The 15,823-nt window shown below is 61.9% G+C and carries 15 protein-coding genes; 8 read left to right on the top strand and 7 right to left on the bottom strand.

The window, feature by feature from the left end; genetic code table 11:
- Positions 1–43: 43 nt before the first annotated feature.
- The 3 genes from C482_RS15370 (at position 44) to C482_RS15360 (ending at position 3,375) form a co-directional block, all read left to right on the top strand.
- Positions 44–340 carry a hypothetical protein gene (locus C482_RS15370; RefSeq protein WP_006168640.1) on the top strand — a complete coding sequence of 99 codons (297 nt, stop codon included), beginning with the start codon at positions 44–46 and terminating at the stop codon, positions 338–340.
- 6 nt (positions 341–346) lie between these two features.
- A complete protein-coding gene (locus C482_RS15365; RefSeq protein ID WP_006168639.1) occupies positions 347–1,327 on the top strand; it encodes an ArsA family ATPase in 981 nt (326 codons plus the stop codon).
- A 179-nt stretch (positions 1,328–1,506) separates the two neighbouring features.
- Complete coding sequence (locus C482_RS15360; RefSeq protein WP_006168638.1) at positions 1,507–3,375, top strand: carbon starvation CstA family protein; 1,869 nt, start codon at positions 1,507–1,509, stop codon at positions 3,373–3,375.
- A gap of 78 nt (positions 3,376–3,453) precedes the next feature.
- On the opposite strand, the gene C482_RS15355 is transcribed toward C482_RS15360, so the two are convergent.
- Positions 3,454–4,095, bottom strand: coding sequence for a hypothetical protein (locus C482_RS15355; RefSeq protein ID WP_006168637.1), 642 nt, complete (start codon positions 4,093–4,095; stop codon positions 3,454–3,456).
- 98 nt (positions 4,096–4,193) lie between these two features.
- Between C482_RS15355 and C482_RS15350 the strand changes: the two genes are divergently transcribed.
- Positions 4,194–4,418 (top strand): hypothetical protein, encoded by a 225-nt coding sequence (locus tag C482_RS15350; protein WP_006168636.1) that lies wholly within the window; start codon positions 4,194–4,196, stop codon positions 4,416–4,418.
- Positions 4,419–4,485: 67 nt separating this feature from the next.
- Here C482_RS15350 and C482_RS15345 read toward each other — a convergent pair whose 3' ends face one another.
- The 3 genes from C482_RS15345 to C482_RS15335 form a co-directional block, all read right to left on the bottom strand.
- Entirely contained in the window at positions 4,486–5,685 is a 1,200-nt protein-coding gene (locus C482_RS15345) for a redox-regulated ATPase YchF (protein WP_006168635.1), read from the bottom strand.
- 150 nt (positions 5,686–5,835) lie between these two features.
- A complete protein-coding gene (locus C482_RS15340) occupies positions 5,836–6,144 on the bottom strand; it encodes a hypothetical protein (protein WP_006168634.1) in 309 nt (102 codons plus the stop codon).
- A gap of 104 nt (positions 6,145–6,248) precedes the next feature.
- The gene (locus C482_RS15335; RefSeq protein WP_006168633.1) at positions 6,249–7,376 is read right to left on the bottom strand and encodes a pyridoxal-phosphate-dependent aminotransferase family protein; all 1,128 of its coding nucleotides are present in this window, start codon (positions 7,374–7,376) and stop codon (positions 6,249–6,251) included.
- Positions 7,377–7,538: 162 nt separating this feature from the next.
- Here C482_RS15335 and C482_RS15330 point away from each other — a divergent pair, with 162 nt between their 5' ends.
- The 3 genes from C482_RS15330 to C482_RS15320 all read left to right on the top strand — a co-directional run bounded on the left by C482_RS15330 (position 7,539) and on the right by C482_RS15320 (position 12,584).
- The gene (locus C482_RS15330) at positions 7,539–8,273 is read left to right on the top strand and encodes an MBL fold metallo-hydrolase (RefSeq protein ID WP_006168632.1); all 735 of its coding nucleotides are present in this window, start codon (positions 7,539–7,541) and stop codon (positions 8,271–8,273) included.
- Between the two features lie 271 nt (positions 8,274–8,544).
- Positions 8,545–11,838, top strand: coding sequence for an efflux RND transporter permease subunit (locus C482_RS15325; protein ID WP_006168631.1), 3,294 nt, complete (start codon positions 8,545–8,547; stop codon positions 11,836–11,838).
- Positions 11,835–12,584 (top strand): TrmB family transcriptional regulator, encoded by a 750-nt coding sequence (locus C482_RS15320; protein ID WP_006168630.1) that lies wholly within the window; start codon positions 11,835–11,837, stop codon positions 12,582–12,584. Before C482_RS15325 ends, C482_RS15320 begins: the two co-directional genes overlap by 4 nt.
- A gap of 26 nt (positions 12,585–12,610) precedes the next feature.
- Here the strand turns inward: C482_RS15320 and C482_RS15315 are convergent, their stop codons facing one another.
- The gene (locus C482_RS15315) at positions 12,611–12,952 is read right to left on the bottom strand and encodes a hypothetical protein (RefSeq protein WP_006168629.1); all 342 of its coding nucleotides are present in this window, start codon (positions 12,950–12,952) and stop codon (positions 12,611–12,613) included.
- Positions 12,953–12,977: 25 nt separating this feature from the next.
- Positions 12,978–14,045, bottom strand: coding sequence for an mRNA surveillance protein pelota (locus tag C482_RS15310; protein ID WP_006168628.1), 1,068 nt, complete (start codon positions 14,043–14,045; stop codon positions 12,978–12,980).
- A 203-nt stretch (positions 14,046–14,248) separates the two neighbouring features.
- Here C482_RS15310 and C482_RS15305 point away from each other — a divergent pair, with 203 nt between their 5' ends.
- Entirely contained in the window at positions 14,249–14,770 is a 522-nt protein-coding gene (locus C482_RS15305; protein ID WP_006168627.1) for a hypothetical protein, read from the top strand.
- A 66-nt stretch (positions 14,771–14,836) separates the two neighbouring features.
- Here C482_RS15305 and C482_RS15300 read toward each other — a convergent pair whose 3' ends face one another.
- On the bottom strand, positions 14,837–15,793 hold the full coding sequence (locus tag C482_RS15300) for an N-acetylmuramoyl-L-alanine amidase (protein WP_006168626.1): 957 nt from the start codon (positions 15,791–15,793) through the stop codon (positions 14,837–14,839).
- Between the last annotated feature and the right edge of the window lie 30 nt (positions 15,794–15,823).

Genomic DNA, 15,823 nt, shown 5'->3' with positions numbered 1-15,823 from the left:
GAGGGCGATACATTTTAGTCACCAGCACCGAGCATGACCGACGATGACACTTGCCGATCGCATCGAGTCATTCCGGACGACGCTCGAAGAGTGGCTTCGGGGACTCTACCACGGGCTGTTCACCCATCCAGCCTACGAGAAAATCGAGCAGGAAGCTGAGGATACCGAGGACGCGTTCATGCTCGCGTGCTTCCCCGACGCCTTCGGCATTCCGAGTCCGGTTTCGTACTACACCGCCGAACTGCTGCCCTACCTCGAAGACGAGTTCAGCGCCTGGGTACGGCGCATGTGGGATCGCCAATCGGTCGTCGAACGCAAGGGCCACCAGTACCACTTCTGACTGCTGATGACCGATTTTGTCTTCTTCGGCGGCAAGGGAGGTGTCGGCAAGACAACCGTCTCCAGCGCGTACGCACTCGAGTGCGCCGCGGCGAGCGAGGAGACGCTCATTGTGTCGACAGATCCGGCTCACAGCACGACGGACGTGTTCGGCCAGCAGTTTAGCGACGAGCCCCAGTCGGTCGAGGGGTACGAGGGGCTCTCTGCGATGGAAATTGACCCCGAGCAGGAAGTGCAGGACCACCTGTTGGACCTCAAGCGACAGTTGAACTCACAGCTGTCGGCAGCGATGGTCAACGAGGTGGACATCCAACTCGAGATGGCCCACCAGACGCCGGGGGCGTATGAGGCGGCGCTGTTTGATCGGTTCGTCGACGTGATGCAGAACACCGAGACGTACGACAGGGTGGTGTTCGACACGTCGCCGACCGGGTCGACGCTGCGATTGCTTGCGCTGCCGGAACTCCTAGAGCAGTGGATCGACCGGTTGATGGCGAAGCGCCGACGCAGTATCGACCTCTATGAGAAAGCTGCGATCGGCAATCAGGAGCCCCGTCGTGTGATGGACGGTGATCCGGTGCTCGCGCGATTACAGGGACGCAAGGAGCGCTTCGAGTACGCCGGTGACGTGCTTCGTCAGGACGCCGCCTTCTACCTCGTATTGAACCCGGACGAACTGTCGATCCGCGAAACCCGCCGCTCGGTCGAGACGCTCACGGGGGCCGAGTTACCCGTTCGCGGCCTCGTCGTCAATCGTTTGACTCCTGAACCCGACCCGGACGAGGAGGGACGTGGTGCACGCTACCTTCGTGACCGTGTTGCAACGGAACGCGACCGTCTAGAACACATCGATGACGAGTTCGACGTGCCGGTCGTGGCGACGATCGAAACGCGTGTCCAAGAAGTTCGCGGCAGTATCTTAGACGGTGTCGCGGCTGAACTCGAGATTGGTGGTCCGAGCTCGGGTTCGCCAACTGAGAAGTTATAGTCTGCTAGAGTGTGGCGTTCTCACTCCAAATACGGACCACATCTGTCGGTTCGTTGTTGAGCTATTGTAAATATCTCCAATTATCGCGAAGAAGAAGCGCTTCACTCGTTGGATTGGAGGACCCAAATGAATTATATTTATAGTGTTGCCGTTCAACAGTTGACGCGGGAGTCAATAACATGGCAGGTGTGATCTGGATCGTTGCGCTGATACTGACGACGTTTACCGTCGCGTACATCACGTACGGTCGGTATCTCTCGCAGTTCGTCAACTTAGACGACAGCCGTGAGACACCGGCGCACAAGTATCAGGACGGTCAGGAGTACGTACCGGCGAAAAAGCCGGTCCTACTGGGGCATCACTATTCGAGTATCGCGGGCGGCGCACCGGTCGTCGGACCGATTACGGCGGCGTTGATCTGGGGCTGGGTGCCTGCCGTACTGTGGGTTGCGATCGGGAACCCACTCATTGGTGCGGTTCATGACTTCGTTTCACTGTCGAGCAGTCTTCGACACGAGGGGAAGTCGATCGGGTACATCATCGGCGAGTACGTGGGTGAACGCGGCAAGAACATGCTGCTGTGGTTCGCGTTCTTGTTGACGATTCTGGTCGTGGCGGTGTTCGCACTCGTCATCGGGGTCGTCCTGGACGCGTATCCGCAGGCAGCAACGGCGAGCCTGATTTACATCACGCTTGCGCTCCTGTTCGGAGTCTGGCTCTACCAGCTTGGCCTGCCGTTTTCCGTCGGAACAATCGTCTTCGTGGGCGGTGTGTTCGGCTCGGTCTGGGCTGGTATCCAGTACCCACTCGCGCTCGTTCCTGGCGACTATCCGGAGGGAACGATCGTGTTGCTGGAGTCGACGCCGTTCTTTATTCCGGAGTTACTCCAGAGTGTCAACATCGGTGCATGGGTGCTCGTTATCCTCGTCTACGGGGCGCTGGCGAGCATTTTGCCGGTGTGGATGCTGTTGCAGCCGCGTGACTACCTCTCGTCATTCCTGCTGTACACGGGTGTCGGTGGGGGGCTGCTCGCAGTCATCGTCGGCACGTTCATCACTGGAATGGGAAGCGATGCGGTCCACCCAGAGACCGGGAGCCAATTGAGCTTCGAAATCGCGACTGGTGCCTGGTACGGCTTCTTCGGCCAAGGCGGGCCGCTCGCGGAACTCATTCCGCTGATGCCGTTGTTCCCGCTGTTGTTCGTCACCATCGCCTGCGGGACCGTCAGTGGGTTCCATTCCCTTGTCTCGTCGGGGACGACAGCGAAGCAACTGGACAAGGAGACTGATGCCAAGCTGATCGGCTACGGCGGCATGCTCGCAGAGGGACTGCTCGCTGCAGTCGCGCTGGTCACCGTGACGATTATCGCGATTCCCGCTGCTGACGGCGGCATCGGGCTTGCACTACCGAACTTCGCAACCGGTGGCGGTGCGATCCTCACAGCGTTCGGCATTCCGGTAGAGTACGGTGCGCCGTTCATGGCGCTCGTCCTCGCAAGCTTCCTGCTGACGAGTATGGACACGGCCGTCCGTCTCGGACGGTACATGCTTGAGGAACTCGTCGGCACGCCCGAGACCGAGGTCGAGGCGTACGCGGCCAACCGCTACGTCAACACGTCCGTGATCGCCATCATGGCGTTCTTCCTGCTCGGCAGCGGTCGCTGGGAGGATCTCTGGACGCTATTCGGCGGCGCAAACCAGCTGCTGGCGTCGCTTGCGCTCCTGTCGGCAACCGTCTGGCTGGCCAACTGGAGCAAGACGAAGCAGCTCATCTCGACCGGTGGGCCGATGATCCTGATGGCGATCATCACGACCTTCGGCCTGATATGGGTCGGTGGCTACCAGATCATTGGCGGTCGCCTCCTCGGGATTACCGCGGAGGCCGAGACCGGCATCATCGGCATCGGCTCGGCGATTGCCCAGGTCCTGATCATCGCGACGCTGCTGTACCTGGCACTGTCGTTGTTCAAGATCGGCTACGACAACATGCAGACAGTCCGCGACAGCGGAACGGGTGTTGCAGCCGACGTAAGTCAGGACGACGACTAACCGAAACCGCACTCACGGTTCGTCGTGCGAATTCATTTTTCGCGCTGGAGAACGAGCGAGACGCCAGTCTGGACCCGACTACAACTGGAGTCGGCGTGAGAGCATCCCGAGCAGCCCTGGCTCCTCGTGTTCGATCGGTTCCCAGAGCCGAAACGCCGTTGCAACGTCTGTGTTATCGCTTGCAACCAGCTCCGATTTGTCCGGTGCGACAACGACGAAGTTCGTCTCGTAGTGGCCGTGATAGCCGTACTTCAACAGCGTCCGTCCGTCGTAGGAGACGACGCGGCTCCGGACGGTGTCGGGAATACGCTCGGTGATGAGCACGAACGTAAACTCCGTACAGAAGTGTTCCTCTGTCGCCTCGATCCACTCCTCTGCGAGGTCGTCGCCCAGAGCGGCAAACCGATCGAGTGTGTCGTCGTCGACACGGTCAACGCGACTGACGAACAGGTGCTCGTTCGACTCGTGTTCAGCAAACGAGAGCGCAGGATGAAGGAAGTGTTTCTGACTCACCAACGAGAGTTCGCCGTAGAGCGTGAACGACTCATCCTCAACCTGATATTCTTTCTCCAGGTCGTAGTTGTGCATGAGCCGATCGCTCACTCTGTCGACGTACTCGTCGTCCCAGTCTGGGACATCCGCGAGGTCACCGTCGGCCGGCGAGCCGTCGTTTTGGGGACTCACACCCGTTTCGGTGTGGCCGTCCGCGGTTCGTTCCATGTGGGTGAATGCCACGAGGGCACCAAAAAGCCGTCGGGACGACCTGTGTGTTTACATACCATAGCGCCCAATGTCAAGTCGAACCGAGACCGTTCCATATGGCACGAAAACGAGAGGCGTGTGGCCGCTGCTCGATGTCCGTCGCGGTCGAAGCCGCACAGTGTGAGCAGTCTGACCGTGACCGGGCGGACCGAAACCCCTACGATGAAGCCCGAATCGAAGTTGAGGAATCAGCGATTCGCCGTCTCTCCCCGGACGGCTGGCTTTCAGGACTTACCACTCGAGTAAGTGAGCGCGTTCGTCGCCTTACGTGGGGAAACTGAGGTCCTGAGCACTGGGCGCTCGGCGCTGAACACTGAGAAAGAAGAGAACCAGCGAAACGAAAACCGCTCAGTTCGTCGTGATAATCTCGATAACGTCCCGCGGCTCGACCTCGTAGTTCTTCCCGAGCTGGCGGTTCGACCGACAGTCGATCGCGTGGAGGAAGCCGTCACCGATGTCCGAGTGGAGACTGTAGGCGAAGTCCTCCGCGGTCGAGTTTGGTGGAATCAGATAGCAGTCGGGCAACACCTCGCCGCGCTCGTTGCCGAGGCCGTTTGCGCCGCCGGGGAACACCGGTGTCACGCCGAGTACATCGAACAGTGCGGTTTCCAGGGCTGCCTGGACGCCGGTTGCGCCGTACTCATGGAGGAAGTCCCGGATCTGCTCCAGACCCTGCTCTTGGCCACCCGAGACGTCATCCGTGATCTCGAAGCCGTCGTCTCCCGGTCGGTAGTCGACGACGCCGGCCTTGTCCGCCGACTTGAGGGCCTTCTCGGCGTGTGCGCTGCAGGGAACGATCGTCAGGTGCTCGTACTCAGGATCGGACGTGATCTCCTCGTAGTTCGCCTGCGCTTCCGGCGTGTCCATCTTGTTCGCCGCGATGACCATCGGTTTGGTCTCCTTGCGGATTTCGCGGGCCAACTCGAGTCTGTCCTCGTCTTCCCACTCGTCGGGGTCGAAGCCGATGTCGGTGCGGCGGATCAGGCGTTTGATCTCGTCCTCGTTGGTTTTGAACGCGCTCATCTGCTCGGCGAGTTCTTCCTCGATAGCGTCGTCCTCGGTGGTGTAGCCCGATTCGTATCTGTTGATGCCCTTCTCGAGGATGTTGAGATACCACTGGTCGAGTTCTTCCTCCAGGAAGGCGATGTCCTCGCGGGGATCGTGGCCCTCCGTTGGCTCACCTTCCAGGTCGGTCTCGCCCGAGAAGTCGACGACGTGGACGAGCACGTCCGTCTCGTTCAGGTCGCTCAAGAACTGGTTGCCGAGGCCGTTGCCCTCGTGTGCGCCGGGAATGAGTCCCGCGACGTCGACGAGTTTCGTCGGCACGAAGCGGGTGCCGTGCTCGCAGTAGCCGACGTTTGGGGTACATTCCTCGTCGAACTCCGGGGCCGCACAGTCGACGCGGACGTAGGCCTCGCCGACGCTCGGGTCGATGGTCGTGAACGGGTACGCCCCCTCGGGAACGTCGTTCATCGTCGCAGCGTTGAAGAAAGAAGATTTTCCGACGGACGGTTTGCCAACCAGTCCGATTCGGTAACTCGTACTCATTATCAGTGCCTGGCGAACCAGCCCTAAACGGGTTTCTGTCTGCCGCCGACGTGCTATGGCTGCCCCTGGCATACGACTGGCACACACGGAACTGCGAAGAGAACGTAACGGACAATCGCTCAGTTCGGCGAATCGAGACGAGTTAGCGAGTTAGCGAGCTAGCGTCGTCCAGCTCCAGCCCGCAATCGCCAGCACGATCAGCGCAAGGACGGCAAAGGCACCCCACTGCTGGGTCTGGGTCTCTGCAATCGGTGCGAACACGTCAACCAACCCGGTCGCCTGCATCATGCCAATGACGAGCAACAGCAACACGAGAATCGAAACGACGGCGATCGCGATCCAGTTGCGAGCCATCTGCGCACCCTCCTGCTGGGCTTCCTCCGCGTCGTGCGTTGGTTTCTCGGTCGGATCCTGATCGGCTCCGGCATCAGGATCCAGATTGGAGTCGCGGTCGGACATATCAACCAGTAGAACGGGATCACGGGAAACGGTTCTACCTGCAGGTTCCGGCCCCCGTTGAAGTGCGCAGGCAGCGCCGTGCGCTCTGAGCGCTGGACCCAGCGCTACTCGAGTACCGTCGCCAGCGCGTCCATCGTCTCGTCGACCAGTTCGCGCCGCGCGTTGTGACCCATGTGGCCGACGCGGATGATATCGTCCTCGAGTTCGCCGAGGCCCGTCGCGAGTACGATATCGTGCTCCTCCCGGAGTGTCTCCTGTAGATCGGTTGCGCTGCCGTCGTACTCGAGTGCGGTCACCGTCGGCGAGCAGTCTTCGGTCGCGGTCGGGTAGGGTTCGAGGCCGAGGTCGGCGGCGCGGTCCCGACAGTGGGCGGCGACCTCGCGGTGGCGTTCGAAGACCTGTGCGGGGCCTTCCTCGAGGATCTGGTCGGCGGCGGCGTCGAGTGCGCGGATGTTCGCGGCCATGTGGGTGTAGGGGAACCACTCCTCGTCCTCGTCAGCAGCGGTGCGCCAGGGCGTGAGGTCGGTGTAGTGTGCGCGGTTTTCGACGGTCTCGATGCGGTCCCAGGCGCGCTCACTGATCGTTGCGGTCGAGAGGCCGGGTGGTGCGCTGAAGCACTTCTGGCTCGCGCCGAGGCAGACGTCGATCCGATCCGTTGGAACGGGGGTAGCACCGAGCGAGGAAACGGCGTCGACGACGCTGATAATCTCGTGTTCGTTGAGCACGTCCAGCACTGGACCGAGGTCGTTCAGCGTGCCGGTCGGCGTTTCACAGTGGACCATCGTCGCCACGTCGAACGGCTCGTCGGCGTCCTCGATGGCTGTCTCGACGGTGTCGGGGTCGAGCGTTTCGTCCCAGGGGACGGAACACGTGACTGGGTCGCCGTCGTACTGGGTGACGAAGTCAGCGAAGCCGTCGCCGTAGCGGCCGTTCGAGAGACACAGAACGCGATCCCCAGGTGAGACGAGCGAGTCGATGGCGGCCTCGAGTCCGAGGATACCCTCACCGGCGAGGATGGCGGTGTCGCGGCCGTCCGTGGCAGCGGAGCCGTCCGCGTCGGCCGTGTGAATTCGCGTGAGTTTGTCGGCCAGCGCGCGGTAGCACTCGAAGAACTCGGGTTCGAGGTCCGGGTTGGGAATCGGTTCGGCGAGGCGCTCTCGAACTGCGGGTGGGATCTCGGTCGGCCCTGGCGTCATGCGCAGGCGCTCGGGAACGTGACAGTTGGTGGGCATTGGTGTCTACTCGGTCTATCGGTGGTGTGGACTAAAGTCGTCGGTATCCGGCACCGTTGTCTGCCGCACGAGACGACAGTCAACCGCGAGTGACAGCCGGTCACCCCTCACGTCCAGCCCGAAGGGGCTACCCTTATCGGGCGGGCCGTCACACACTCGCGTATGCACGTCACGTTCCTCGGGACCGGGAGCGCGATGCCGACCGGTGAACGCTTCCAGACCGGCATTCTCGTCCAGAACGACGGCCGACAGCTACTGATCGACTGCGGCTCTGGGGTGCTCCACCGCCTCCAGCAGTCCGGTGTCGGCTACGAGAATATCTCGACGGTCTTGCTCACTCACCACCACCTAGACCACGTCGCTGACCTCCTCCCGTTGATGAAGGCTCGCTGGCTCGCTGGCGAGGAACACCTAGAGGTCGTCGGCCCGCAGGGAACCAAGGGGCTGCTCGACGACCTTCTCAACGTTCACGAGTACATGCAGGGGAAGATCGACCTGCAGGTTCGGGAGGTCGTCCCCGGCGAGTTCACCGTCGCAGGATTCGATGTCTCGGCCTACGAGACGCGCCACTCGCTGCCGTGTCTGGCCTATCGGTTCGACGATCGCTTCGTCTTCAGCGGCGACAGCGAGGCCTTCGCCGGACTGGCGAACTTCGCTGAAGGCGCTGCAATTCTGGCTCACGACTGCTCGTTCCCCGACGATGTCGACGTCTCGAACCACCCCACACCAGAGACCCTTGGCCGCGAACTCGCCGGACGTGAGATCGGCCGTGTCTACCTGACACACCTCTATCCCCACACCGACAGCCGCCACGAGGAGATGCTCGAGTCGATCGGCCGACAGTACGACGGCGACGTTCGATTCGCCGAAGACCTCAAAACAATTTCAATCGAGTAAGTGAGCCGAACACGCCCCGTGGTTCTTTTCTCGCCCGTTCAACGCATCTGATTTCGTGATAGTCATGAAATTGTAAATCTCCAAACACGTATAAACGAGCGCGTTTGTAGGATCATAACAACAGCATGGTCCCCAGCGATACATCACTGCTCTCGACCGCAACGGACCGACCAACGACACGCATACGAACAACCACAGACACGCGTAACACTCCTCTGAGCGGTCGAGGATACCGTATGGCACCGACTCTCTTCGGCACGGAGGCAACCAAATGAGCGCGCCGGAACGGGCCGCCGACCTCCTGACTTCCCATTCGCGACTCGTTCTCGTCGTCCTCCTCGTGCTGACCGCTCTCGTCGGCGCGGGCGTCCCCATGGTTGACGACGATTCCTCTCTCGATCAGTTCGAAACCGATTCCCCTGAGGCCGAGGCGCTTGAGGACATCGACGAGCGATTCGTCGCCGAGGATCACGAAGACACGACGAGCATACAGTTGATCCACCGAGGTGACAGTGGAGACGGTGACAGTGGCACTGACACCACCACAACCGAAGACAACGTCCTCTCGCAGGACTCGCTCGTCGAGTCACTCGAGTTCCAGCAGGAAATTCGGGCTAACGAGTCGATCAATTCGACGCTCGCCCACGACGCCGAGAGCGACGCGATCACCGGCGTTGAGAACATCGTCGCGCTCACGGCGATCACTACCGAACAGATTGCCGACCTCGAGGAGCGCGGCGCGGAACTCGAACAGCGCGAAGGTGAACTCGAGGAGACGAGCGCACAACTCGAAGCGGGGATCGACGACGCGCGCGAGATCCAGCGCGAGTACGAGCAACTGAACGCAGCGTACGACGAGAGCGACCCCGCGTACCAGGAGGGTGCAGCCGAACTCGAGAGCGAGTACGACGCCCTGCTGGACGAGGTGACAGCCGCGCTCGACGATGAGCAGGCCGACGAGTACGAGGAGTTCGCCGATCAGGCACGCCTTCTCGAATCGCAGTTGTTCCAGATTGAGCAGCAGGCCGAGAACCCCGAGGAGGTCCCCGACTATCAGGAGGCCACTGCGAATCTCGAAGATGTCTACGCCGGTGCGACGATGGGCGTCCTCGAAGACGAATACGAGCAACTCGAGGCAGATGGTGATGAGCTAGCGGAAGAGCAGGACGAACTCGAGACGGGCGAGCCTGATCCAACGCTTGACGAACAGATCGAGGCACTCGAGGAGCTTGACGACGATGAATATGCGGAGATTCTGACGGACACGCTCTCTGACGACGACGAGAACGACGGCGCAGCGCTCGCGTTCATGCCGTCGGACTACGAACCCGGCACTGCCGAGGCGGACGCACGGATGACGATACTCACCCAAGAGGCAACGGGTGACATAGAGATGGGTGCCGGGGACGACGCGGTGATCGACGCACAGCTCGATCTGCGCGAACTCGCTGGCGAGCACGAGCACGAGTACGTCGTCTTCGGCGTTGGCATCATCACCGACGAAATCGACCGCTCGATGGGCGACAGCCTCTCGCTCGTCGGGCCGATCGCGCTGACGTTCGTCGTCGCCGCGCTGATAATCGCGTACCGAGACCCACTCGACATCGTGCTCGGCGTCGTCGGTATCAGCACAGTCTTGCTCTGGACGTTCGGCTTCATGGGCTGGGCCGGGATCGCGTTCAACCAGATGATGATTGCCGTCCCGGTCCTGTTGATCGGGCTCTCGATCGACTACGCGATCCACGTCTTCATGCGCCACCGCGAGCAACGCGAGGCAGCCCGCTCTGACGGCACCGACCAGGAGGCGGGCGAGCCAGACACCGTCCGGGGCTCGATGTCCATCGCCCTTGCCGGCGTCGGCGTCGCGCTCGTCTGGGTGACCGCGACAACCGCCATCGGCTTCCTCGCGAACCTCGTCAGTCCCATCGGCCCGATTCAGGAGTTCGGGATCGTCAGCGCCGTCGGCATCGTCGCCACGCTGATCGTCTTCGGCGGGCTAATCCCGGCTGCCAAAGTCGAACTCGACTCGGCACTCGAGTCCCGCGGCTACGACCGCCACCGGCGCGCGTTCGGGACGGGTGGCGGACGCTTCAGTAGCGTGCTCACGATCGGTTCAACTGCTGCGCGGCGCGTGCCGCTTGTCGTCCTCGTCGCAGTCCTCCTGTTGACCGCTGGCGGCGTCTACGGCGCGAGCCAGGTCGACACGAGCTTCGACGAGGAGGAGTTCCTCGCGGAGAGTCCGCCGGCGTGGACCGAGAACTTACCCGGCGGGATGAGCCCCGGTGAGTACCAGGCGGGCGACGACCTCGACTTCGTCAACGAGAATTTCCAGCGCGAGGACACGCAGGCCCAGATACTCGTGGACGGTGATGTGACCGACACGGAGACGTTAGAGCGCCTTGATGCCGCCGAGGAGGAAGCCGCTGAGAGTCCAGTTACCTACACGCTTGCGACCGGCGAGGCCGACATTGAGGGGCCACTCTCGGTGATGGAGGACACCGCGGCACAGAACGAATCCTTCAACGAGACCTACACTGCGGCGGATACGACCGGTGACGGTATTCCTGACGAGGATATTCCGGCGCTGTACGACGAACTCTTCGAAGCGAACGACGCGGGCGCGAGCGAGGTCATCCACCAGACCGACGACGGTGAGTACGAGTCTGTCCGGCTGATCGTCTCTATCCAGGGTGACGCCGACTTCGGTGACGCGGCCGAAGAGATGCGCGCTATCGCAGCAGGGATCGACAGCGAGGGTGTCGGTGACGAGCGAACGGTCGAGACCGAGGTCGGCGACGGCTCCAACGTTGACACCGACGACGAACTTGCCGTCAGCGCCATCGCCACCGGCGATCCGATTGTCAACCACCTCATCGAACAAGACCTGCTCGATACCGTCTTGCAGAGCCTGTTGATCACGTTGGTGGCCGTCTTCACGTTCCTCTCGGTGGCCTACTGGCTGACCGGGAACAGCGCCAGTCTCGGGGCCGTTACCCTGCTACCGGTCGCGTTCGCCGTCAGCTGGATTCTCGGCACGATGTACCTCATCGGAATGCCCTTTAACGTCCTGACGGGGATGATCACCAGCCTCACGATCGGGCTCGGCGTGGCCTACAGCATCCACATCAGTTCGCGCTACATGCTCGAACTCGAGCGCCAGGGCAACGTCTGGGCGGCGATGCACACAACCGTCACCGGCACCGGCGGTGCGCTGCTTGGCAGCGCCGTGACCACCGTCGGTGGCTTCGGGACGCTCGTGTTTGCCATCTTGCCCGTGCTCCGTCAGTTCGGGATCATCACCGGGCTGACGATCACGTACGCGTTCCTCGCGAGCGTCGTCGTATTGCCAACCCTGCTCGCGCTGTGGACGCGGTACTTCGGACCGGACGTGTCGTTCGACATCGACCAGGCCCGGCGGCCAACGCCGACCGCGAGCGACGGCGGACGAGCGCTGGAAACGGAGTCGGATGCAGATGGAGATCCCTCGCCAAAAACAGACATCGCTGAGGCGACAGCAGAAACCGAAACAGACGACCGAACGCCACCCGCAGGTGAAGACCGATGACCAGAGACGAGAGTGCTGCTATCGACGCCTTCGAGCGACTCGGTCTCACCAGCTACGAGGCCAAGGTTTTCATCGCCCTCCAGCAAGTCGGCTCCGGCACGGCCCGGGATGTCGCCCGAACCACTGATGTCCCTCGCTCGCAGGTCTACAGCGTTGCCGAAAGCTTAGAAGAACGTGGCCTCCTCGCCGTCCAGCAGGCAAGCCCGATCCGCTACCGGCCGGTCAGCATCGAGGAAGCCCAGACGACCCTCCGAAACCGCTTCGAACGCGAACAGGAACGAGCGTTTGACTACGTCGAGCAGGTCAAACGCGACTCCGTCGAGGAAGAAACTCAGGAGGATATCTGGACAGTTCGTGGCCGCGAGCGGGTCGACGACCGCGTCGTCGACCTGGTCTCGAACGCTGACGACCGAATTCTGTTCGGTACCCGGCTCCCCGACCTCGTCACCCCTGCCCTCGGTGAGGCACTCGAGAACCGCGCCGCAGAGGGCGTCGCCATCACTGTCGTCAGCCGTGATGAGGGAGTCCGAGACAAGCTCGGCTCACTCGAAGGAGTCACCGCGAAACGACCGCCGACACATCGCGAGGGTGACAAGCGGTCGGGTCGCATCCTCATCGTCGACGACGATGGCATTCTGCTAAGCGTCGTCGACGACAGTGGCGGTGAAACCGCGATCTGGAGCGCGGGCTCGCTGTTCGCGTCGGTGTTGATTCAGCTGATCGAGGCAAGCGACGAGATCCGCTGACGCGCCGCGAACACCGACAGCCGCCATCAGTGATAGCGGCGACGAATCTGCCGAATCACCCGAACGTTGTTCCCCACCGCAGCCACGCCGACCACCGTGATCACCACCGGCACGAGCAGGTCGACTCGAGTACCCGGCGCGAACCGAGCCACCGCTACCGCGCCGAGATAGAACACCGTGAACAGTACGGCCTTGAACAGTCCGAAGCGAGCGACTCCCCACGCTGACGGCGGATCACCGAGCAGCCGACGTGCGACGGGCATGCCTTCCTCTATCTGGGCGCATCTGAGGCCGACCGCGGTCGTCACGAGGTCGCCAACGCCGTAGGTGAGTACGGCGACAAGCCAGAGCATCGAGCTGGGCGTCATTGTGGGAACGGGTGTGAGCGCAGGGCTACTCGAGTCGGTACCGCAACAGTGCCGCAATGCCACCGAGGTTCGAGAGCTGTTGGCCTGGCGGGAACTCACTCGAGAAGACGGTGACCTCGCCGCCCTTCTGTTCGGCCGTACGGACGACCTGGTCGACGTCGATGGCCCACTCGCCGTCGGGGCCGCGCTCCTTGCGTAGACGGTCGTCGAGGATCAGCAGCCGTTCGATCGCACCGAACTCGGCGGCCTGCTGGACTGCTTCGGGGCCGTAGGCCGCTTTTGCGCCCTGGGCGATGCGTTCGGTGAGTTGGTCGATGTACTCGGCCTCGCTCTCGATGCGTGTCTCCTGCTGTACGTCTGCGACCGCGCCGCGCTTCAGGACCTCGTGAACGCCCCGGTCGCCGACGCTTGCTGTATCGACCATCGTGATTTTCTCGGCGACCGCAGGCTCGTTGTTATCGAGGTACTTTCTGGCGTCCTGTTTCGTAAAGCCCGGTCCAGCGAGGATTATTGCGTCCGCGTCCTGGCGCTTGAGTACGTCACCGAGTTCGGCGAACAGTTCCGAGCGCTCGCGGGCGTACTCACCCTTGCCGGTGGGGCCGGTGATCGTCGCTCGCTCCTCGGTACCGTACTGGGCGACTGTGTGGACGTGGGCCTGTCCCTCCTCGACGGTGGCGATGGCGACATCCGGGTTCTCGGTCGCCTCCTCGGCCTCCTCAAGTCGGGCTTCCTGGTCGGGCTTGAAGCGCTTCTCGATCGAGAGCTCTTCGCGTTCCTCGACGTTGAGCGTGTGGTGAAAGCCCAGTTGGTCCTCGCGCGAACAGGCGACGATTTCGCCGCCGACGCGCAGTCGGTTCGCGAACTTGTGGAACTCGATGTCCTCGACGGCGATGGCGACCCACATGTGCTCGCGTTCGCCGCCGGTATCGCGCATCTGGTCGTCGTTGCGCTGGATGCGCCGGGTCGTATCGCCAGCGACGCGGTCGCCGGGCTCTAGCACGTACTGGAGATGCCAGAGGTCGTCGACGCTCTCGGGGACGACGGTAACCCGCTCGCGCCCGCCGTCGAGCGGTTCCCGGTCTTTAATTTGCATACGGTGCTGTTCTCGGGGTCACGGTAAGTGCGTGACGGATTGCCCAGTGGATCGATGGTCACACAGTGGGCTGGAGCGTGACCGCTGACAGATGTTGTCTCACCAGCGTAAGTCGGTTCGGTGTAATGGTGATAGCCGCCTGTGAGATTACGTCCAACAGGGTTAGGAAGCGCCGTTATCACTACTGTGTGCCTATCTCCTGCATGAGTTTCGAATTCACGGCTCGCCTCGAAGACTTTGGCACTCGATCGCTCCTGACACACGCAGTCATGGCCATCACGTTCTCTGGAGCAATCCTGAGTGGGCTGTTCGTCGATGGGGAACTGGGACTCGTCTCGTTCGTTGCATTCCTCAACTTCACCGCCGGTGCCTGGGTCGTCCAATCGATTCACTCGCTCGGCAACGCACGAACTGACGACGCCTATACTGGTATTCTATCGGTGTTGCTCGATACGACCGGTGAGCGGACGTACCGCGGTCTCGATACGGGAAGACTGGCCCGACTCCTGACGCTCATCGCCGCCGTTACAGCCGTCTCGCTGCTGACCGCCGGGCAGGTGCTGTCTGGTGTGTTGGTTTCGATCGGTATCGTCGCAATCGGCAGTGTTGCACTGATTACCGCAATGGTTGGGTTTCTGATTGCACTCGGGTCGTCCTACGACGCGTCCGAACGAAAGCTGGCCACCGAACTCGACCAAAACCGCGATGATGGTGCCACAGAATAAGGACGCACTCCTTCAGTGGGTGGACACCGGACCGCTTCGGTATCCACACCACTCCGCATGACGTACTCAAGCGTGAGCCAGATAGTTCTCCGAACACCAGACCCATTCGTTGTACGTGGGGACGTGTAGCCCCCACCAGGTGATACCGTCGCACTCCTCGGGACCGTTCATGACTTCTCCCTGGGTTCCCTCGGGTAAGGTCAGCACGACGTCGTCGTTGAGACACGGCTGCTCGCGCCCGTTCAAGTCCGTCGTCGTGACGACCTGGTCGCCGTCCTGGAACTGGTCGCCGCCACCGCCGCCATTGTCTCCGTTTTTCACCAGCGTCTCGAAGTGATCCATATCCCAGTCCGGATACGGACAGGTTCGGCCACCGTGGTGGAAACTGCTACAGTCGCCATCCGGCACGTGCGTGTGCCCGATGATCCCGCCCGACTCGTTCTGGATGCAGGTATTGCTCGTATAGAACTCGAGTGGGATGTCGTGCATGTCCGCAATACAGCGGACGAGTTCGGCGGAGGACTCGTAGCAGGCCTCAGAAATGCCGTTGTCGTCGAACCACTCGTGTTCGATACCGATCGAACGGTGGTTGGCGATGTAGCGGGCGTGCCAGGCCGCGCGGTTGTGGTGGACGAGTTGGTCAACGTGACCCGCCGACGGCCCGTCCGTCCAGTCGTAGTTCTTCACGAGGTAGTGTGAACTCACATCCGAGTTCGAACTGGTGAGCGTGTTGAGTGCGCCCTGATAGGCACCCGCCGTGACGTGGATGACGATCCAGTCGATGCCAAAGTCGCGTGCGCTGTGGTTCGCCGCTTCGACCCAGCGGTCCGCGGCGTCGCACTCGGTGTGTGAGGCTGCCGCGCGGTCTACCTGGGTACCCAGTATCGTCCCGGTCCCGGCAGCGACGCCGGTCGCCTGCAGGAACGATCGCCGCTTCCAGTTGCTATGGCTGGTCGTCTCTCGGTCGTCGGTACTCGAGTGTTGCTCTCGGTCTGAACCGTGGGTTGTGCAATCAAGACACATAGAATGACTCTCATGAGAATCAGATACTAA

Source organism: Natrialba chahannaoensis JCM 10990 (assembly GCF_000337135.1).
GTDB classification, from domain to species: domain Archaea; phylum Halobacteriota; class Halobacteria; order Halobacteriales; family Natrialbaceae; genus Natrialba; species Natrialba chahannaoensis.
This window is presented reverse-complemented; position numbering and strand designations above follow the sequence as displayed.